Source organism: Streptomyces sp. NPDC057543 (assembly GCF_042801895.1).
Classification (GTDB): Bacteria; Actinomycetota; Actinomycetes; order Streptomycetales; family Streptomycetaceae; genus Streptomyces.
On the sequence record NZ_JBHVFF010000202.1, the window covers coordinates 1 to 15,884 of the forward strand.

At 70.1% G+C, this 15,884-nt stretch carries 15 protein-coding genes; 8 read left to right on the forward strand and 7 right to left on the reverse strand.

Translation table 11 applies throughout. The features are described 5' to 3' along the window. Window positions 1-82: 82 nt before the first annotated feature. Both ACFU8Q_RS28160 and ACFU8Q_RS28165 read right to left on the reverse strand, forming a co-directional pair. Window positions 83-1,150: a questin oxidase family protein gene (locus ACFU8Q_RS28160; protein ID WP_384458719.1), complete on the reverse strand. Its 1,068-nt coding sequence runs from the start codon at window positions 1,148-1,150 to the stop codon at window positions 83-85. A gap of 96 nt (window positions 1,151-1,246) precedes the next feature. Then, window positions 1,247-1,786 carry a GNAT family N-acetyltransferase gene (locus ACFU8Q_RS28165; protein ID WP_384458691.1) on the reverse strand — a complete coding sequence of 180 codons (540 nt, stop codon included), beginning with the start codon at window positions 1,784-1,786 and terminating at the stop codon, window positions 1,247-1,249. A gap of 148 nt (window positions 1,787-1,934) precedes the next feature. Here ACFU8Q_RS28165 and ACFU8Q_RS28170 point away from each other — a divergent pair, with 148 nt between their 5' ends. Next, window positions 1,935-2,933, forward strand: coding sequence for an RNA polymerase sigma factor RpoD/SigA (locus ACFU8Q_RS28170; protein WP_384458693.1), 999 nt, complete (start codon window positions 1,935-1,937; stop codon window positions 2,931-2,933). Window positions 2,934-3,147: 214 nt separating this feature from the next. Here the strand turns inward: ACFU8Q_RS28170 and ACFU8Q_RS28175 are convergent, their stop codons facing one another. Beyond that, on the reverse strand, window positions 3,148-4,110 hold the full coding sequence (locus ACFU8Q_RS28175) for a helix-turn-helix transcriptional regulator (protein WP_384458695.1): 963 nt from the start codon (window positions 4,108-4,110) through the stop codon (window positions 3,148-3,150). Window positions 4,111-4,218: 108 nt separating this feature from the next. On the opposite strand from ACFU8Q_RS28175, the gene ACFU8Q_RS28180 reads away from it, so the two are divergent. Next, window positions 4,219-5,838 carry an MFS transporter gene (locus tag ACFU8Q_RS28180; RefSeq protein ID WP_384458697.1) on the forward strand — a complete coding sequence of 540 codons (1,620 nt, stop codon included), beginning with the start codon at window positions 4,219-4,221 and terminating at the stop codon, window positions 5,836-5,838. A 106-nt stretch (window positions 5,839-5,944) separates the two neighbouring features. Here ACFU8Q_RS28180 and ACFU8Q_RS28185 read toward each other — a convergent pair whose 3' ends face one another. Beyond that, window positions 5,945-6,715 (reverse strand): DUF6227 family protein, encoded by a 771-nt coding sequence (locus tag ACFU8Q_RS28185; RefSeq protein WP_384458699.1) that lies wholly within the window; start codon window positions 6,713-6,715, stop codon window positions 5,945-5,947. 179 nt (window positions 6,716-6,894) lie between these two features. Beyond that, the gene (locus ACFU8Q_RS28190; RefSeq protein WP_384458701.1) at window positions 6,895-8,010 is read right to left on the reverse strand and encodes a P1 family peptidase; all 1,116 of its coding nucleotides are present in this window, start codon (window positions 8,008-8,010) and stop codon (window positions 6,895-6,897) included. 477 nt (window positions 8,011-8,487) lie between these two features. Here ACFU8Q_RS28190 and ACFU8Q_RS28195 point away from each other — a divergent pair, with 477 nt between their 5' ends. From ACFU8Q_RS28195 to ACFU8Q_RS28220, 6 genes are read left to right on the forward strand one after another with little or no spacing between them, the layout of a single operon-like run. Next, window positions 8,488-9,639: an MFS transporter gene (locus tag ACFU8Q_RS28195; RefSeq protein ID WP_384458703.1), complete on the forward strand. Its 1,152-nt coding sequence runs from the start codon at window positions 8,488-8,490 to the stop codon at window positions 9,637-9,639. Next, complete coding sequence (locus ACFU8Q_RS28200) at window positions 9,636-11,960, forward strand: molybdopterin oxidoreductase family protein (protein ID WP_384458705.1); 2,325 nt, start codon at window positions 9,636-9,638, stop codon at window positions 11,958-11,960. The genes ACFU8Q_RS28195 and ACFU8Q_RS28200 overlap by 4 nt, the downstream gene beginning before the upstream one ends. A 7-nt stretch (window positions 11,961-11,967) precedes the next feature. Next, complete coding sequence (locus ACFU8Q_RS28205; RefSeq protein ID WP_384458707.1) at window positions 11,968-12,570, forward strand: 4Fe-4S dicluster domain-containing protein; 603 nt, start codon at window positions 11,968-11,970, stop codon at window positions 12,568-12,570. Beyond that, on the forward strand, window positions 12,567-13,385 hold the full coding sequence (locus ACFU8Q_RS28210) for a Rieske (2Fe-2S) protein (RefSeq protein ID WP_384458709.1): 819 nt from the start codon (window positions 12,567-12,569) through the stop codon (window positions 13,383-13,385). Before ACFU8Q_RS28205 ends, ACFU8Q_RS28210 begins: the two co-directional genes overlap by 4 nt. Further along, window positions 13,382-13,780: a hypothetical protein gene (locus ACFU8Q_RS28215; protein ID WP_384458711.1), complete on the forward strand. Its 399-nt coding sequence runs from the start codon at window positions 13,382-13,384 to the stop codon at window positions 13,778-13,780. Before ACFU8Q_RS28210 ends, ACFU8Q_RS28215 begins: the two co-directional genes overlap by 4 nt. A gap of 57 nt (window positions 13,781-13,837) precedes the next feature. Then, on the forward strand, window positions 13,838-14,047 hold the full coding sequence (locus ACFU8Q_RS28220; RefSeq protein ID WP_384458713.1) for a hypothetical protein: 210 nt from the start codon (window positions 13,838-13,840) through the stop codon (window positions 14,045-14,047). A 94-nt stretch (window positions 14,048-14,141) separates the two neighbouring features. Here the strand turns inward: ACFU8Q_RS28220 and ACFU8Q_RS28225 are convergent, their stop codons facing one another. Next, on the reverse strand, window positions 14,142-14,552 hold the full coding sequence (locus tag ACFU8Q_RS28225; RefSeq protein WP_384458715.1) for a hypothetical protein: 411 nt from the start codon (window positions 14,550-14,552) through the stop codon (window positions 14,142-14,144). A gap of 366 nt (window positions 14,553-14,918) precedes the next feature. Continuing rightward, window positions 14,919-15,752 (reverse strand): S-methyl-5'-thioadenosine phosphorylase, encoded by an 834-nt coding sequence (locus ACFU8Q_RS28230; RefSeq protein ID WP_384458717.1) that lies wholly within the window; start codon window positions 15,750-15,752, stop codon window positions 14,919-14,921. Window positions 15,753-15,884: the final 132 nt, after the last annotated feature.

Consider the following 15,884-nt stretch of genomic DNA (forward strand, 5'->3'; position numbering starts at 1 on the left):
TCGCCGGGGTGGCGGGTCCGTCGCGGCTCCGGCAGGACCGGCCCCGGGTCGGCAGGCCCTCACAGCCGGGTCGACAGGCCCGTCACAGCGTCGGCGGGTTCAGCTCGATCGAGCGGAGCGCGGCGGCGAGGGCCGTGGCGTCGCCGACGTCCAGCGCGGTGTCGGTGAACTTGATCGTGTGATCGTCACCGTGCGCCGCCGCCCGCGCGAAGAGCTCCTCCGCCGACGCGACAGCCGGTGTGTACGGGGCCGGCCCGGCCGGGCTGTACGCGGCGGTGACCGCGGCACTCGCCGCCCAGGCGGCCCGCAGGCTCGGTGCCCACAGCGCGCGGGGGAGCGCGGGGAGCGTGCGCAGTACGGCATTGGGTGCGGTCGCGGCGTGCACCAGCATGATCGGTTCGGCGTACCCGTGCGTGGCATAGCGGTGGGTCGCGGCCCTCACCAGCTCCTCCAGCCGGGTCCGCGCCTCGTCCGGATCGTCGGTGAGCCGCTGCGGCCACGTCGGGAACCCGGTGAGCTGCGCCAGCCGGTCCCGGATGCCGCCGCTCTGCTCGGGCACCGGCGGTACGGAGTCCAGCGCGGCCGCTGCGTTCGGGGCGGGCGTCAGCCGGGTCAGCGGGGGCAGTGGTCGGTGGCGGGCGGCCCAGTAGCCGAGGCCGTGGGCCAGCTCGGTGATGCGGGGCGCGCTCGTCGCACCGGCGAGCAGGGTGCGCACGCAGTGGCCGACCCGGATCACCGGATGAGTGGCGCCCGCCGCGATGCCGGGCAGCAGCCGCGGCCACCACTCGGCCAGGACCTCCCGCCAGGGGCGCTCGGCCGTCTCCCGCTCGAAGTACCGCGTCCAGTCCGCGATCCGGCGCGGGTCGCCCAGGGCCTCGCGCCAGTTCGCCGCCGTCACCGGGGACGCGGGGTCCGGCATGTCCTCCAGGTTGTGGCTGTAGTGGTCGAGCCAACGGTGGACGGCCGGTGCCTGACCGTGCCGGCACAGCGCTTCGACGGCCATCGGGCCGTGATTGCTCAGCCAGCCGTTCCGTTCGGGGCCTGCGGCGTGAAGGCGCTCCAGCGCCTCGTCGAGGGTGCCTGTGGTGTCGTATGCGGTCTTGTCGTCGCCGCTGCCGGTCGCGTCGTGGCTGCTCGCCGCGGTGTCCATACGGTTGTCCATGCGGTCGCTCATACGGAGGCACGCTAGGCGCGGGGCCCGCGGCGCGTAACGGGCGGCGGACCTAGGCCTCGTCCGGGCCGGGCCCTAGGACTGCGGTCCCAGCCGCTTCTCGTACCAGGCCACGTCCCAGTACGCGCCGAACTTCCGGCCCACCTCGGCGTACGTACCGACGTGGCGGAAGTCGAAGCGCTCGTGCAGCCGGACCGAGGCGTCGTTGGGCTGGGTGATGCCCGCGTACGCGCGATGCAGGTCCTCGCCCGCCAGCGCCTCGAACAGGGACGAATAGAGGCGCGTGCCGATGCCGCGGCCGGTGGCCGACGGAGCGCAGTACACGCTCACCTCGACCGAGGTCGCGTACGCCGCCTTGGGGCGGAAAGCGCTGCTGGTGGCGTATCCCAGGATCGAGGCGGGGCCGACAATGCGGACATCCTGAGCAACCAGAAGACGGTGCGGGCCGTCTTCTGGGTGGGAACGAAGCCACGGCAGACGCCGTTCAGGTGTAAAGGGGTCTGTATCGAATGTGAGCGCGGTCTCACGCACGTAATGGTTGTAGATGTCCGTGAGTGCGGCCAAATCACCGTCGGTGCCCGGCCTGACCAGCACTTCTGTCCGGGTGTTCGGCATGCGATCTCCCCTCGTGGCGGCACAGGGTACTGCATGATCGCGAAAATGAATGCCAGGCTTGGGAATTCTGTCCGGATTCCAGTCGTTGATTCCATCGGATGCAGGGCACCCGAGAGGGTGTCGCGACCTACTCAGCAAGGGAGCACGCATGGCAACCCGTGCCGTCGCCCGTCGTTCGTCCGCCACCGGTGGGGCCAACCGGGCAAGCAGTGTTCGCGCCTCGGGCGGAGAGATCGCCGATCGCGACCTGGTCGGCATGTACCTGGACGAGATCGCGCGTACGCCGCTGCTAGATGCCGCGAAGGAGGTCGAGCTGTCGCAAACCGTCGAGGCGGGTGTGTACGCGCGGCAGATTCTCGATGGCGCGGTGGAGAGCGAAGCCGGCGGAGCGTCACGCGCGGAGCTGGAGGCGCTGGTCGCCGAGGGCGAGCGCGCCAAGGACATATTCATCCGTTCCAACCTCCGGCTCGTCGTTGCCGTCGCCCGCCGCTATCCGCGGGCTGGGCTGCCCCTGCTCGACCTGATCCAGGAAGGCAACGCGGGTCTGGTGCGCGCGGTCGAGAAGTTCGACTACGCCAAGGGCTTCAAGTTCTCCACGTATGCGACGTGGTGGATCCGTCAGGCCATCACCCGTTCCATTGCCGACCAGTCCCGTACGATCCGGCTCCCCGTCCACCTGGTGGAGGAGCTCGGCCGGATACGCCGGGTGCAGCGCGAATTCAACCGTGAGCACGGGCGCGAGCCGGAGCACGCGGAGATAGCCGCCGAGCTGGACTCCACGCCGGGTCGCGTGGGCGACGTCCTGGACTGGGCCCGTGACCCGGTCAGCCTCAACATGTCCGTCGACGACGAGGGTGAGACGCAGTTCGGCGATCTGCTGGAGGACACCTCCGCGGTGTCACCCGAGCAGTCGGTGATGACGCTGCTGCGCAGCGAGGAACTGGAGGATCTGATCGGCAAGCTCGACAACCGCACCGCGTCGATCATCCGTATGCGGTACGGCATCGAGGACGGCCGCGAGCGGACCCTCACGGAGGTGGGCAAGCAGCACGGCCTGACCCGTGAGCGGATCCGGCAGATCGAGAAGCATGCGCTGCTCGAACTGAAGCGAATGGCCCACGACACGGGTTTTGACGCTGCGGCGTGAGCCCCGGTCCAGTATCCTCCGAAATAGGTCGCTTCGTGTGACCCCCTGAGCTGAGTCCCGGCGCCCACCCCCCCCTGGCGCCGGGGCTCATTCTTTTTGGCACTCGTATGTTTTTCGGTGCCCGCCTGCCTTTTCTGGCGCCTGCCTTCTTGGCGCTCGCGCGCTGGCCGACGGCAGGCCGTCACCCCCCGGGCGCTGTCCGGCCTGCGATGTGTCAGCGTGCCGTCGCGCGCGCCAGGCGTGCGCCCAGGTCGCCCAGGTACTCCACCAGCTGCGGCGGCTCGTGAGCGGTGAACTCACAGTCCACCAGCGCGAGTCGGAGCGCCACCCACTCCAGCGAGTCCGACAGCACGGCCCGCAGCCGGCAGCTGTTCTCGCCGGTCGGCTCCAGCGGGCCGAACGCGGCGGGCAGACGCGCCGACACGAAGTCCGCCGGGGCTGCGAAGCCCACATCCACCGCCAGTTCCGGCTGCCGCCGGGCGATCGAGCCGGCGAGGAACTCCGCCGCGTCCCCCGTGGGCAGCTCGCGCGGTGTGAACCGGGCCCCGGTCGCGAACGGCTCGCTGACCCGGTCGACCCGGAACGTACGCCAGTCCTCGCGTCCCAGGTCGTAGGCGACGAGATACCAGCGCCACCCCGTGCTCACCAGCCGGTACGGCTCGGCCTCCCGTTTCGTCTCCGCCCCGTCGCCCGCGCGGTAGGCGAAGCGCAGCCGCTCCCGGCCGGTGACCGCCGACGCCATCACCGTCAGTGTGTGCGGATCGATCGTCGAGCCGTCGCCACGGGTCAGCGGCATCGTCGCGTTCTGCAGGGTCGAGACCCGGTACCGCAACCGCGACGGCAGTACCTGCTCCAGCTTCGCCAGAGCCCGCACGGACGCCTCGTCGACCCCCTCGATGGCGTGCCCGGCGCCCGCCCGCAGGCCCACCGCGATGGCCACCGCCTCCTCGTCGTCGAGGAGCAGCGGCGGCATGGCGGTGCCCGCGACGAGGCGGTAGCCGCCGACCGAACCGCGCGAGGCCTCGACCGGATAGCCGAGTTCGCGGAGCCGGTCGATGTCGCGACGGATGGTGCGCGGGCTGACGTCGAGCCGTTCGGCGAGCTCGCTGCCCGGCCACTCGCGAGGCGTCTGGAGGAGCGACAGCAGGTTCAGCAGTCGTGCCGGAGTGTCCGTCATGGGCCCATCCTCGTGTCCGGGTGCCGGTGTGTCCGGGTGTCGGTCGTCTCACCAGGTTGCCCATCCATTGGGTCATGATCTGTCCTAATGGCTGTTTAGCTTCTTCTCATGACTTCTTCCACATCTCTGCCGTCCACGGCATCCGGGCCCACGGTGTCCTCGGACCCGTCGGACCGGCGACGCTGGTTCGCGCTCGCCATCGTGATGACCGCGGCCTTCATGGACCTGGTCGACGTCACGATCGTCAACATCGCCGTCCCGAGCATCCAGAAGGACACCGGCGCCTCGTTCAGCTCGATCCAGTGGATCACCGCCGGATACGCCCTGGCCTTCGCGGCCGGGCTGATCACCGGCGGCCGGCTGGGCGACATCTACGGCCGCAAGCGGCTGTTCCTCATCGGCATAGGCGGTTTCACGCTGGCCTCCGCGCTCTGCGGATTTGCGATGAATCCGGAGATGCTGGTCGCCTCACGCATCCTCCAGGGCGGCACCGCCGCGCTGATGGTTCCGCAGGTGCTGTCGATCGTGCACGCCACCTTCCCGGCGCACGAGCGCGGCAAGGTCTTCGGTCTCTTCGGCGCGATCGTCGGCCTCGGCGCCGTGATGGGACCGCTGCTGGGGGCGCTGCTCACCGAGTGGAACATCGCCGGTCTCGAATGGCGGCCGATCTTCCTGATCAACCTGCCGGTCGGCCTCGCCGGCCTCGTCCTGGGCCGGAAGTTCATCACCGAATCCAAGGCCCCGAAGGCGCTCCGGCTCGACCTGATCGGCGTCGCGCTGGTGACGCTGGGGATGCTGATGCTGATCTACCCGCTGACCCGTGGGCGCGAGCTGGGCTGGCCGCTGTGGGGCTATGCGTCGATGATCGGCAGCCTGCTGGTGTTCCTGGTCCTGGTGGTGTTCGAGCGCGAGAAGGCGCGCAAGGACGGTTCGCCGCTCGTGGAACTGTCGCTGTTCCGGGTCAAGAGCTTCGCGGCGGGCATCGCCGTGCAGCTGGCCTTCGGCATCGGCCTCGGCATCTTCTTCCTGGTCTGGACGCTCTACATGCAGAAGGGCCTCGGCTGGAGCGCGCTGCGGGCCGGTACGACCGGTATCCCGTTCTCGATCGCCGTCTCGTTCGCCGCCGGGATCTCCGTACAGAAGCTGGTGCCCCGCTTCGGCCGCAAGGTGCTTCAGACCGGCGCGCTGCTGATGATCGTCGGCCTCCTCCTCTACATCTGGGAGTCCGACCGGTACGGCATGGGCATCGCGTCCTGGCAGATGGCGCTGCCGCTGGTGGTCATGGGCGTCGGCATGGGCCTGATCGTGGCCCCGCTGACGGACATGGTGCTGTCCGAGGTGCCCAAGGAACACTCCGGTTCGGCCTCCGGGCTGATCAACACCGTGCAGCAGATGGGCAACGCACTCGGGCTCGGACTGGTCTCGGTCGTCTTCTTCAGCTCGATCGGGGACCGGCTGACGCCGCAGCAGGTGGGCCCGGCATTCGCGGAGGGGTTCCAGCACTCGCTGTGGTGGGTGGCCGGGGTGCTCGCGGTGATCTTCCTGGTGATGTTCGCGATGCCCGCCCGGCCGCGGCGGCACGCGGAGGGCGACGGCGAGGGCGCGGACACCACGGACGAAGCCGTGGACCACGGGAATCAGGACGACGCGGCCCCGGACACCCTGGCCGGGTCCGTGCACGCAGTGAACAAGCCCGAGCTCGGCAAGGAGCCCGCCTTCACTCCCTGATGATCCGACGATGCTCCGACGTGGAGAAGGGCGACGGTGCTCGCACCCCTTCGGGGATGCGGGCACCGTCGCCCTTCTCGCCGCTCCCCGCCCGGGTCGCCTCGGGTCAGCAGATGCGTGTACGGCTCTCCATGGCTCCGCGTGCGGAGTCCTCGTCGCCGTACACCTCGCACATGTGGCGGCCGTCCGGCGTGGCCGTGTGCTCGACCTCCCACAGGCTCGACTCGCTGCCGTCGAGGAGCAGGAAGGCGTGCTCGTACAGGGTGAATCCGGCGTCCCGCCCGTCCACCCGGCACTGCCGGCCGAAGACCTGGGTGATGTGGTGGGCGAACGCGGCGCGCAGCAGCCGGGCGGTCTCCTCGCCGGGGCAGTCGCTGTTCTCCGCGCGGCGCAGGACGCGGCGGGCATGGTCGGCGGAGTTGTCCGGGGCGTACATCCGGGGGAGCGGGACCGGGGGAGCCGCCATCAGGACCGTGAGTACCTCCAGCTCGGCCTGCGGCCCTTCCTCCCCGAACGCCAGGACGTCACCGAAGCCTCCGGTCAGCCGCGCGGCGGCGATATGGGCATCGGCCTCGTCGTCGTACAACTCGTGGTGCCGGAGGTCGGGCTCCGACCGGGAGCACGGGTCCATCGGGCTCCGCGGACCGCCGTGCACCAGCTCCCACAGGGTGAGGGGGTTGCCGTCGGACAGCAGATACGTGTGCCGGTAGGTCTCGCGGTGGAGTACGGAACTGTGGTGCGAGGAGTGCAGGGAACTGCTGTGGGCGAGTGCGGTACCGAGTCTCTCGACCGTGCTGTCGGGCAGATCGAAAGAGTTGAGTGCCCGTCGCAGGAGTCGCTCGAGGTGCTGCTCGGTTGTCTCGTACGGATCGCTCAAGGTGCTGTCTCCAGGCCGTCGCCGCGTGTTACTTGGTGCGTGCTTAACGTAGTCCCTGGGTCTGACATCGTGACCGGGGTTCAGGAAAACGTATGGAGCACGCAGATGGTTCCTGGCGGTTCGTCCGAACTTTCTTACCCGGCAGGCGAGTCGGGGCCCGGGCGGCTTTGCGGCAAGGGTCATGACGGGGACGGGCTTGCGCCGTAGAGATCACTGTACGCGGGGTAGCTGCCCCCGTCGGGGCGGCTGTTGACGCTCTGAGCTGCCCGGACGGCCTTCACGATGGCACGGGTCAGCGCGTCCGCGCCGGCCGCCAGGAGATCGTTGAGCGCGATCGGGTTCTGCGGATCCAGTGACCGGGCACCGATGGCCAGCGCGAAAACGGTGTCCCCATCGGTCAGCAGATGTACGGGGCGGACGGCGCGCGCCAGTCCGTCGTGCGCCGTACCCGCGAGCTTCTGCGCCTGGGCCCGGGTGAGGTCGGCGTCCGTGGCGACGACCGCGAGCGTGGTGTTGAGCGGGGGCCGCGCGTTCGCCTCCTGGGCCTCGGTCAGGCGCTGCCGCGCCGCACGGTGGACCTCGGGCGCGGGGTGCACCGGAGGTTCGGCGGCGCCGTACTCCCCGTACAGCACTCCGGTACGCGGATCGATCACCGAACCCGCCGCGTTCACCACGACGAGCGCGCCCACCGTGATCCCGGACGCCAGACGCACGCTCGCCGTGCCGACCCCGCCCTTGAGCTGCCCGGCGACCGCACCCGTACCGGCGCCGACATTCCCCTCGACGACCGGCGCCCCGGTCTTCGTACCCGCCGCGTCCACCACTGCCGCGCGGCCGGTCGACGCGTCCGGGCGGGCCCGCCAGTTGCCGCCCCGCCCCAGGTCGAAGATGCACGCGGCCGGGACCACCGGCACCACTTGCGCCGGATCGGGCCCGACCCGCACCCCGCGACCCTGTTCCTCCAGCCAGGCCATCACACCGGAGGCCGCGTCCAGGCCGTACGCGCTGCCGCCGGTCAGGACCAGGGCATCGATGCGCTGCACCAGATTGCGCGGATCGAGCGCGTCCGTCTCCCGGGTGCCGGGGCCGCCACCGCGTACGTCGACGGCCGCGATCGCACCGCCCTCGGGGGAGAGGACGACGGTGGTGCCGCTCAGCGCGCCCGCACCCGGCACCTGCGCATGGCCGACGCGCAGCCCGGCCACATCGGTGAGCGCGTCGAGCGGCCCGGCTGACAGAGGTGACGTGCACTGCGCGGCGAAGAGGCCGGTCGGCTTGTGCGGTTCTTCCGTCATCACGCGCTCCTCACAGGATTCATCACTGGCAACTCACCACTCGCCGTCCGCGGGGGCGCCGCACCACATCCGTGTGCTCGCCCCGCCACCGTGGGCCGCCGGGACAGCGGTACCCCCACGGCCACGGTCGCCGCAGCCACCAGGCCGGCCGCGAACACGGCCCACTCCCCGGCGAAGGTACAGGCCAGGATCACCAGCGCGGCCACGGGGAGGGGCAGTTGCTCCGCGAGATCGCGCTTGAAGCGGCGGGCGTGCGTCGCCCCACACCGTCAGCAGGAAGAGCGCGGAGGGCACGGTCAATGCGGCGGCGGCCACCGTCGTTGACACATGGGCCTGGCCCACGGCCTCCTCCATCGATGCGTCACCTGACAGGCGCTGCGGGCCCGCGCAGGTTCTGCGAGCCGGTCGGGCGAACGGGCTCACCCTGCCGAGCTGTAAAACAGGACCAATCACCCGATAAGCCCCTACGGTGACGGGGTGACCCAGCCACCAGAAGCCTCTGCCGCAGCCGCGCAGCCCGCCCCCGGTGGCGGGCACACTGGCATCTCCGAAGCGCCCGGCACCCCACAGCCCCCCGGGAGTCCCGGACACCGGGCCGCCGCGCCCCGGTCCGTCACCGCCCGTGCGACCGCGGCCGGGATCATCGTCTCCGCCCTGCTCATCCTCGCGATCGTGTTCGGCAGCCGGCTTCTGGAGAACTTCGACTCCGCCCTTCTCCCGTACGCCGTCGCCACTGTCTTCCTCGCCTTCGGCATCGCCTACCGATACACCGTCTGGGTCTCCGCGCCAGGTGCCCGGCGGCTGTTCAAACAGGGGTGGCGGAGCTTCTTCTCCCTGGCCAACTTCCGCAAGGCCCCCACCGCCCTGCCCCGGATGATCGCCACCTATCTGGGCTTCCAGAAATTCCTCGGTGCGCGCTCCCGTGCCCGCTGGGCCGCCCACCAACTGATCTTCTGGGGCTGCGTCCTCGCCTCCCTGATCACCTTCCCGCTGACGTGGGGCTGGTTCACCTTCACCTCCGGTTCCGGCTCGGGCCCGGGCTACGCGATGCGCATCTGGGGCTTCGAGATCGTTGGATTCGACTCCCTCGACATTCTCGGCTGGCTGATGTTTCACGGCCTGGACATCGCCGCCGTTCTCGTCATCCCCGGCGCTTCGTACTTCCTCTGGCGGCGGATGAAGGACCGCGGCGCCATCACCGGCCAGCGCTTCGCCTACGACCTGGTGCCGCTGATCGCCCTGATCGTCATCTCCGTGACCGGGTTGCTGCTCACTTTCTCGTCGATCTTCCTGCACGGCGGCGGATACGAATTCCTGGCGATCCTCCACATGGTGTCGGTGGTCTTCACCCTCATCTACATCCCGTTCGGGAAGTTCTTCCACATCGTCCAGCGCCCGGCCGCGGTCGGTATGCAGCTGTTCAAATACACCGCCCGGCAGGACCAGGAGGTCTTCGGCTGCCGCCGCTGCGAGGAACCCATCGACACCGCGCCGTATGTCGAGAACCTCCGCGGCACCATGCGTGATCTCAGTCTCGACTTCGACGAGTGGGCCGAATACTGCCCGCGCTGCAAGCGGGTGCTGCGCGGCAGCGCCTATCTCTCCCAGGTGAAGAAAGGCTTCCAGTGACCCCGGATGCGCGAGCGGCCGCCCCCCGTACGGTCGTCCCTCTCGACCCCTCCCTCGCGCCGCCCGGTACCCGGGGCTTCCGGGACGCGGGCGGTATCCCCGCCGACCGGTGGCGCGCCGACCAGGACGGCGAGACGCTCGTCCCCACCCATTGCTGTTTCTGCGGGGTCCAGTGCGGGATGTATCTGCGCGTCGACCGGGGAGGCAAGGTCTTCGGCGTCGAACCCCGCAACCACGACATCAACCGGATGCGGCTGTGCCCCAAGGGCATCAACGCGTATCAGCAGGTCAACCACCCCGACCGGCTCACCGCCCCGCTCCTGCGCCGCTCCCGGGACGAGGACTTCCGCGAGGTCTCCTGGGACGAGGCACTCGACTTCACCGTCTCCGAGATCAACCGCATCCAGCAGCGCTACGGGAACGACGCCTTCGGGCTCCTCGGCGGCGCCAGTCTCTTCACCGAAAAGACCTATCTGGTCGGCAAGTTCGCCCGGGTCGCCCTCAAGTCCCGGCATGTCGACTACAACGGCCGGCTCTGCATGGTCAGCGCCGCAGGCGCCAACAAACTCGCTTTCGGTATCGACCGGGCGGGCAACCCCTTCTCCGACATCCTGCTCACCGACTGTCTGCTCATCGCGGGCTCCAACGTCGGTGAGTGCTTCCCCGTGATGACCCAGTACGTGTGGGGGGCCCGGGACCGCGGTGCGAGCCTGATCGTCGTCGATCCCCGGGAAACCGCGATCGCCCGAACCGCCGACATCCATGTCGCGCTCAGGCCCGGCACCGACTCGGCCTTCTTCAACTCCGTGCTGAACGTGGTCATCGAGGAGAGACTGACCGACGAGGCCCATCTCGCTGCCCACACCACCGGCTGGGCGGAAGTGAAGGCCAAAGCCCGCACGTACCCGCCGTCCCGGGCCGCCGAGATCTGTGGGGTCCCCGCCCAGCAGATCGTTCAGGTCGCCCGCGCCTTCGCCCGCGCCCCCAAGGCCATGGCCTGGCACGCCCGCGGTATCGAACACCACTCGCAGGGTGTCGAGAACTGCCTCAGCGTGATCAACCTCTGCGCCGCCACCGGCCACATCGGCAAGCCCGGCGCCGGCTACGGCACCCTCACCGGCCAGGGCAACGGACAGGGCGGCCGTGAACACGGTCAGAAATCCGACCTCCTTCCCGGCGGCCGCTCGATCACGAACGAGGAGCATCGCAGACAGATCTGCGAGATCTGGGGGATCGAGGAGTCCGAACTCCCGCCCGCCGGCACCTCGATGATGGAAATGGTCTGGCAGATGCAGCGCCGTGAGATCCGCGGACTGATCGGCATCTGCAACAACCCCTTCGTCTCCCTGCCCAACTACAAGGTGGTCAAGGAGGGGTACGACGCCACAGAGTTCCATGCCCAATTCGACTTCTTCCTTTCCGAGACCGCTGCCAACGCACATGTCGTCTTCCCCGTCACCACCTGGGCCGAGGACGAGGGGGTGATGGCCAACGCCGAGGCCCGGGTGGTCAAGCACAACAAGGCCCAGGACCCGCCCCCCGGCGTACGGACCGACACCTGGGTGATGCGCGAACTCGCCAGGCGCCTCGGCGCGGGCGACAAATTCGCCTTCGCCGATTCCCGCGAGGTCTTCGACGAACTGCGGACCGCCTCCGCCGGAACCGTCAACGACTACTACGGCATCACCTACGAACGGCTGGAGGAGACCGGCGGGATCGCCTGGCCCTGCCCCTCCACCGACCACCCCGGCACCCCCCGGCTCTTCGAGGACGGGAAGACCTACCACCCCGATGGCAAGATCCATCTGCAGGTCGTCGACTGGCACCCGCCGATGGACCCGTACGACGACGAGCACCCCATGTCGCTCACCACCGGCCGCACCGTCGCCCACTTCCTGTCCGGCAATCAGACCCGCCGACTGGGCGCCCTCGTCGAACAGACTCCGCGCCCCTGGGCCGAGCTCCACCCCTCCCACGGTTTCCGCAACGGTGAACCGGTCCGCGTCGTGACCCGGCGCGGCAGCGAGGTCTTCCCCGCCCTGGTCACCGAGGCGATCCGCCCCGACACCGTCTTCATCCCGTACCACTGGCCCGTGCCCACCTCGGCCAACGCCCTCACCATCGATGCCCTCGACCCCCGCTCCAAGATTCCCGAGTACAAGGTGTGCGCCTGTCGTATCGAGCACGCGGACAGGATCGACGAGGTCCCGGCGCCTCCCGTCGCGCCCGGCCATGTCGCCTACCCGGAGACCCAGGTCTCCCGTACCGACCCGCTGCCGCCCACGTCCCCGCAGGGCCGTGGCACCTCGGAGAGGGGCTGATCCCCGCATGATGGGCAGAACGATCTTCATCGATCCGGGGCGCTGCATCGGCTGCCAGGCATGTGTCTCCGCCTGCCGGGAATGCGACTCGCACCGCGGTAGATCGATGATCCACCTCGACTACACCGACGAGGGCCGGTCCGTCGCCTCCCTTCCCACGGTCTGCATGCACTGCGAGGACCCGGTCGCCCCGTGCGCCGAGGTCTGCCCCGCCGACGCGATTCCGGTGACCGCCGACGGTGTGGTGCAGCAGGCCGACACCACCCGCTGCATCGGCTGCGCCAACTGCGTCAACGCCTGTCCCTTCGGTGTCCCGAAGATCGATCTGCAGGCGAAGCTGCAGATGAAGTGCAACCTCTGCTACGACCGCACCGCCTATGGCCTCGCCCCCATGTGCGCGACCGTCTGCCCGACAGGAGCGCTGTTCTACGGAACCGTCGAGGAACTCCAGGCCGAGCGCCCGGGCGTCCAGGTCGCCGACACCTTCGTCTTCGGTCACAGCGAGGTCCGCACCGGTGTGGCCATGGTCGTCCCGGCCGACAAGGTCCAATGGCCGGTGCCCGGTGGCCTTCCCGTCGTCGAGATCAACGGGAAGGACGTCCGCCGATGAGCGTCACCGACCAGCCGTCCTCCGGGGACCCGCGCGAAGCCCTGCACGACCGGATCGCCGCCGACTCCCTCACCACCCGGCGCGACTACCTACGGATCGTCGCGACCGTGTCGGGCGGCCTCGCCGTCGGCGGTCTCGGCGTGGCCGGCGGAATCCTTCCGCGCCACGGCGAACCCGACGACGGCAAGACACCCGCGCCGAAGAAGATCACCACTCAGCTCCTTCCCGGCGAGTCCATGGCTTTCCACTACCCGGACGAAGAGGACCGGGCGGTCGCCGTCCGGCTCGACGACGGCACCCTCGTCGGCTACTCCGCGATCTGTACCCATCTCGCCTGCGCCGTGCTCTGGCGCAAGGACCGCGGCTCGCAGGGCGAGCTGTACTGCCCCTGCCACGAGGGCGTCTTTGACGCCCGCACCGGCGAGGTCACCGCTGGGCCGCCGCCCCGCGCACTGCCCAAGGTGGTGCTCACGGAGCAGGCCGACGGCAGCATCTGGGCGGTCGGTACGACCCGCTCGGGCGAGAGCATCGAACACGGACTGTGCCGTCAGCTCAGCGCCGACCGCCCGGACCTCGCGTCCCGCATCGGCTGCCCCGCGGTCAAGGACGGAGGTGCGGAGGCGCCCATGGCCGACGCGTCGGGGACAGCCGCCGCCAACGCACCGGGGCCGCCATTGGTCGACGCACCGGGGTCGCCCGTCGTCGTCGACGGAACAGGAACGGTCGGGGTGAACGGGCCCGGTGCTGACCGCCAACGAGGCAGGGCGTCCCGTACCCGGGCCGCTGAGGCCGAGGCCACCGGCAGGCGGACATGACCGACGCCCAGAAGCCCCGGAGCCAGGGGTCCACAGAACACCCGGGGGAGTACCCGGAGTACCACGCGGGCAGTGCCCGCCCCGAGCTCAACCGCCCCGTCCACGAGCGCTATCCGCAGATCCGTCCCACCAGCGGCTACGGCGATCCCCGGATCCGCCACACCGGTCCCGGCCCGGGCGCGGGGACCGACCAGGAGCCCGAACGCTCCTCGAAACTGACGGCCCGGCTGGCCCTGGCCATGACCGTCGTCATCGGACAGCTCTGGGGCCTGACCGTCATCGTCGACGCGTGGATGGAGGGCAACACCGGCACGGCCTGGTGGGGCGCCGGTTTCCTCTGTCTGTCGTTCCTCGTCGTCCTCGGGTTGTGGCTGCTCGACCCGAAGGACCGCTGACGACCGCCGGACCGCTGACGACCGCCGTACCGCGGACCAGCGCCGTACCCTGGATGCATGAGCACCGCCCCCGCCCCCGGCCCGCGCGATTCGAAGCCGTCCCAGCCGGAACAGCCGAAACCCGCTCCGGCTCTGATCTTCGACGATCCGCTGGACCAGCAGTCCGCGGACGATACGGACCGAGGGTGGGGCGAGCGGGCCCCGGCCGGCGGCAGCGCCGCCGATCTGGCGCGCTTCCTCGACGAGAAGCCGCCCCACCACATCTGAGCCCCCGCTCCGTGGTGGTCCGACGACGCTGCTGTCGGTTCTCCCGCGCACCGAACCCCACAGGATCCGGTTACTGACCGCCCATCAGTACGCATCAGCACAGGGTCACCGCCAGCCTGCCGGAGATGGCCGCTCCGGCCAGCGACGCGGCCGTGCCCCGTGGTACGGACAGCACGATCAACGCACCGTCCTCTGCGGAACCTTCGGCCGGAGCCTGCGGTACGTCCGCCACCCGCGCGCCCTTCGCCAGCACCCGGGCATCGGATCCGGTTCTCTCGGCGGCGATGACGTCGACGCGGTCACCCGGCCGTAACAGCCGCACCGTCCCCGCATCCGCGATCCGGACCGGTGCGGACACCAACGGTGCCGTCCCCCGCGCCCGCTCCGGCGCCGCTCCGGCCGCGCCCCCTGCCTCCGCACCATGCCCGGAATCGCCCCCCACGCCGCTCCCGCCCAGCCCCGTCGCGGCCAGCGCTGCAGCCGTCAGGGCCAGTCCGGCGGCCATGGTGTGGCGTTGCCGCCACAGTGCCCGCCGCAGTCGGTGCCCACCGCCTCCGCCCACCCGCAACGGTTCGAACGCAGGCACACCACACGGCGGGGGAGCCGACGCCGGAGGCCCTGGAGCCGTCGTCGCAGCGGACCGTCCGGAGCGTGACGGGAACGGCAGGGACGACGGGGACGACGGGGACGACGAGGGCGACGGGGACGACTGCGACGACGGGAACATGGTCAACACCACCTGGCGTGAAGAGTTTTGGACGAACACCCCTCACGATCCACCGTCCGCGTTTTTCCCGCCGAAGCCTGTGGACAGCCCCAGCGTTGTGGACAACTTCGTCACCCGGCCGCCTCCTGGCCCCGGCTGCCCCGGCTAAGGAAGTTCGATCCCCGTCTCCAGCCCGTCCAGCGCACGCGAGCACGGGCAGTCGCGGTCCGCCTCCGCGGGCAGCGCGGCCACCATGTCGAAGAGCACTGCGCGCAGCCGGTCCACATTGGCGGCGAACACCTTCAGCACATCGCCGTGCGAGACGCCCTCCCCGGCTTCCGCGCCGGCGTCCAGGTCCGTCACCAGCGTCATCGTCGTGTAGCAGAGGCCCAGTTCACGGGCGAGGATCGCCTCCGGGTGCCCCGTCATCCCGACCACAGACCAGCCCATTGCCGCGTGCCAGCGCGATTCCGCCCTCGTCGAGAAGCGCGGCCCCTCGACGACCACCAGCGTCCCCCCGTCCACCGGTTCCCAGTGCTTCGCGCGAGCCGCCGTCAGCGCCACCCTGCGCCCCTCGGGGCAGTACGGGTCGGCGAAGCCCAGATGCAGGACATTCGGCTCCGCGCCATCGGCCCGGATCTCCCCGTCGTAGAACGTCTGCGTACGAGCCTTGGTGCGGTCCACCATCTGGTCGGGTACGACCAGCGTGCCCGGTCCGTACTCCGGACGCAGTCCGCCCACCGCGCACGGGCCGAGCACCTGGCGTACGCCGACGGAACGCAGCGCCCACATGTTGGCCCGGTAGTTGATGCGGTGCGGCGGCAGATGGTGGCCGCGTCCGTGGCGGGGAAGGAAGGCGACCCGGCGGCCGCCGACCTCGCCGAGGAAGAGGGAGTCGCTCGGCTGTCCGTACGGGGTGTCCACACGCACCTCCGTGACGTCCTCCAGGAAGGAGTACAAGCCCGAGCCGCCGATGACACCGATCTCTGCGTTCGCCATGCGATCACATTAGCGGCGCGGAAAAACGCCGGGGACCCCCCCCCACAGGAGGGGCCGCGGCCCCGGGGGGGGGGGGGGGGATTTAACAAAAAACAGCCCCACCCCCAATGCGAGCAAGAGGGTTTGCGGATG

Coding starts and splice junctions, on each gene's coding strand:
- ACFU8Q_RS28160 (WP_384458719.1), bottom strand. CDS start 1,150: ATGGACACCGCGGCGAGCAGCCACGACGCGACCGGCAGCGGCGACGAC.
- ACFU8Q_RS28165 (WP_384458691.1), bottom strand. CDS start 1,786: ATGCCGAACACCCGGACAGAAGTGCTGGTCAGGCCGGGCACCGACGGT.
- ACFU8Q_RS28170 (WP_384458693.1), top strand. CDS start 1,935: ATGGCAACCCGTGCCGTCGCCCGTCGTTCGTCCGCCACCGGTGGGGCC.
- ACFU8Q_RS28175 (WP_384458695.1), bottom strand. CDS start 4,110: ATGACGGACACTCCGGCACGACTGCTGAACCTGCTGTCGCTCCTCCAG.
- ACFU8Q_RS28180 (WP_384458697.1), top strand. CDS start 4,219: ATGACTTCTTCCACATCTCTGCCGTCCACGGCATCCGGGCCCACGGTG.
- ACFU8Q_RS28190 (WP_384458701.1), bottom strand. CDS start 8,010: ATGACGGAAGAACCGCACAAGCCGACCGGCCTCTTCGCCGCGCAGTGC.
- ACFU8Q_RS28205 (WP_384458707.1), top strand. CDS start 11,968: ATGATGGGCAGAACGATCTTCATCGATCCGGGGCGCTGCATCGGCTGC.
- ACFU8Q_RS28210 (WP_384458709.1), top strand. CDS start 12,567: ATGAGCGTCACCGACCAGCCGTCCTCCGGGGACCCGCGCGAAGCCCTG.
- ACFU8Q_RS28215 (WP_384458711.1), top strand. CDS start 13,382: ATGACCGACGCCCAGAAGCCCCGGAGCCAGGGGTCCACAGAACACCCG.
- ACFU8Q_RS28220 (WP_384458713.1), top strand. CDS start 13,838: ATGAGCACCGCCCCCGCCCCCGGCCCGCGCGATTCGAAGCCGTCCCAG.
- ACFU8Q_RS28225 (WP_384458715.1), bottom strand. CDS start 14,552: ATGGCCGCCGGACTGGCCCTGACGGCTGCAGCGCTGGCCGCGACGGGG.
- ACFU8Q_RS28230 (WP_384458717.1), bottom strand. CDS start 15,752: ATGGCGAACGCAGAGATCGGTGTCATCGGCGGCTCGGGCTTGTACTCC.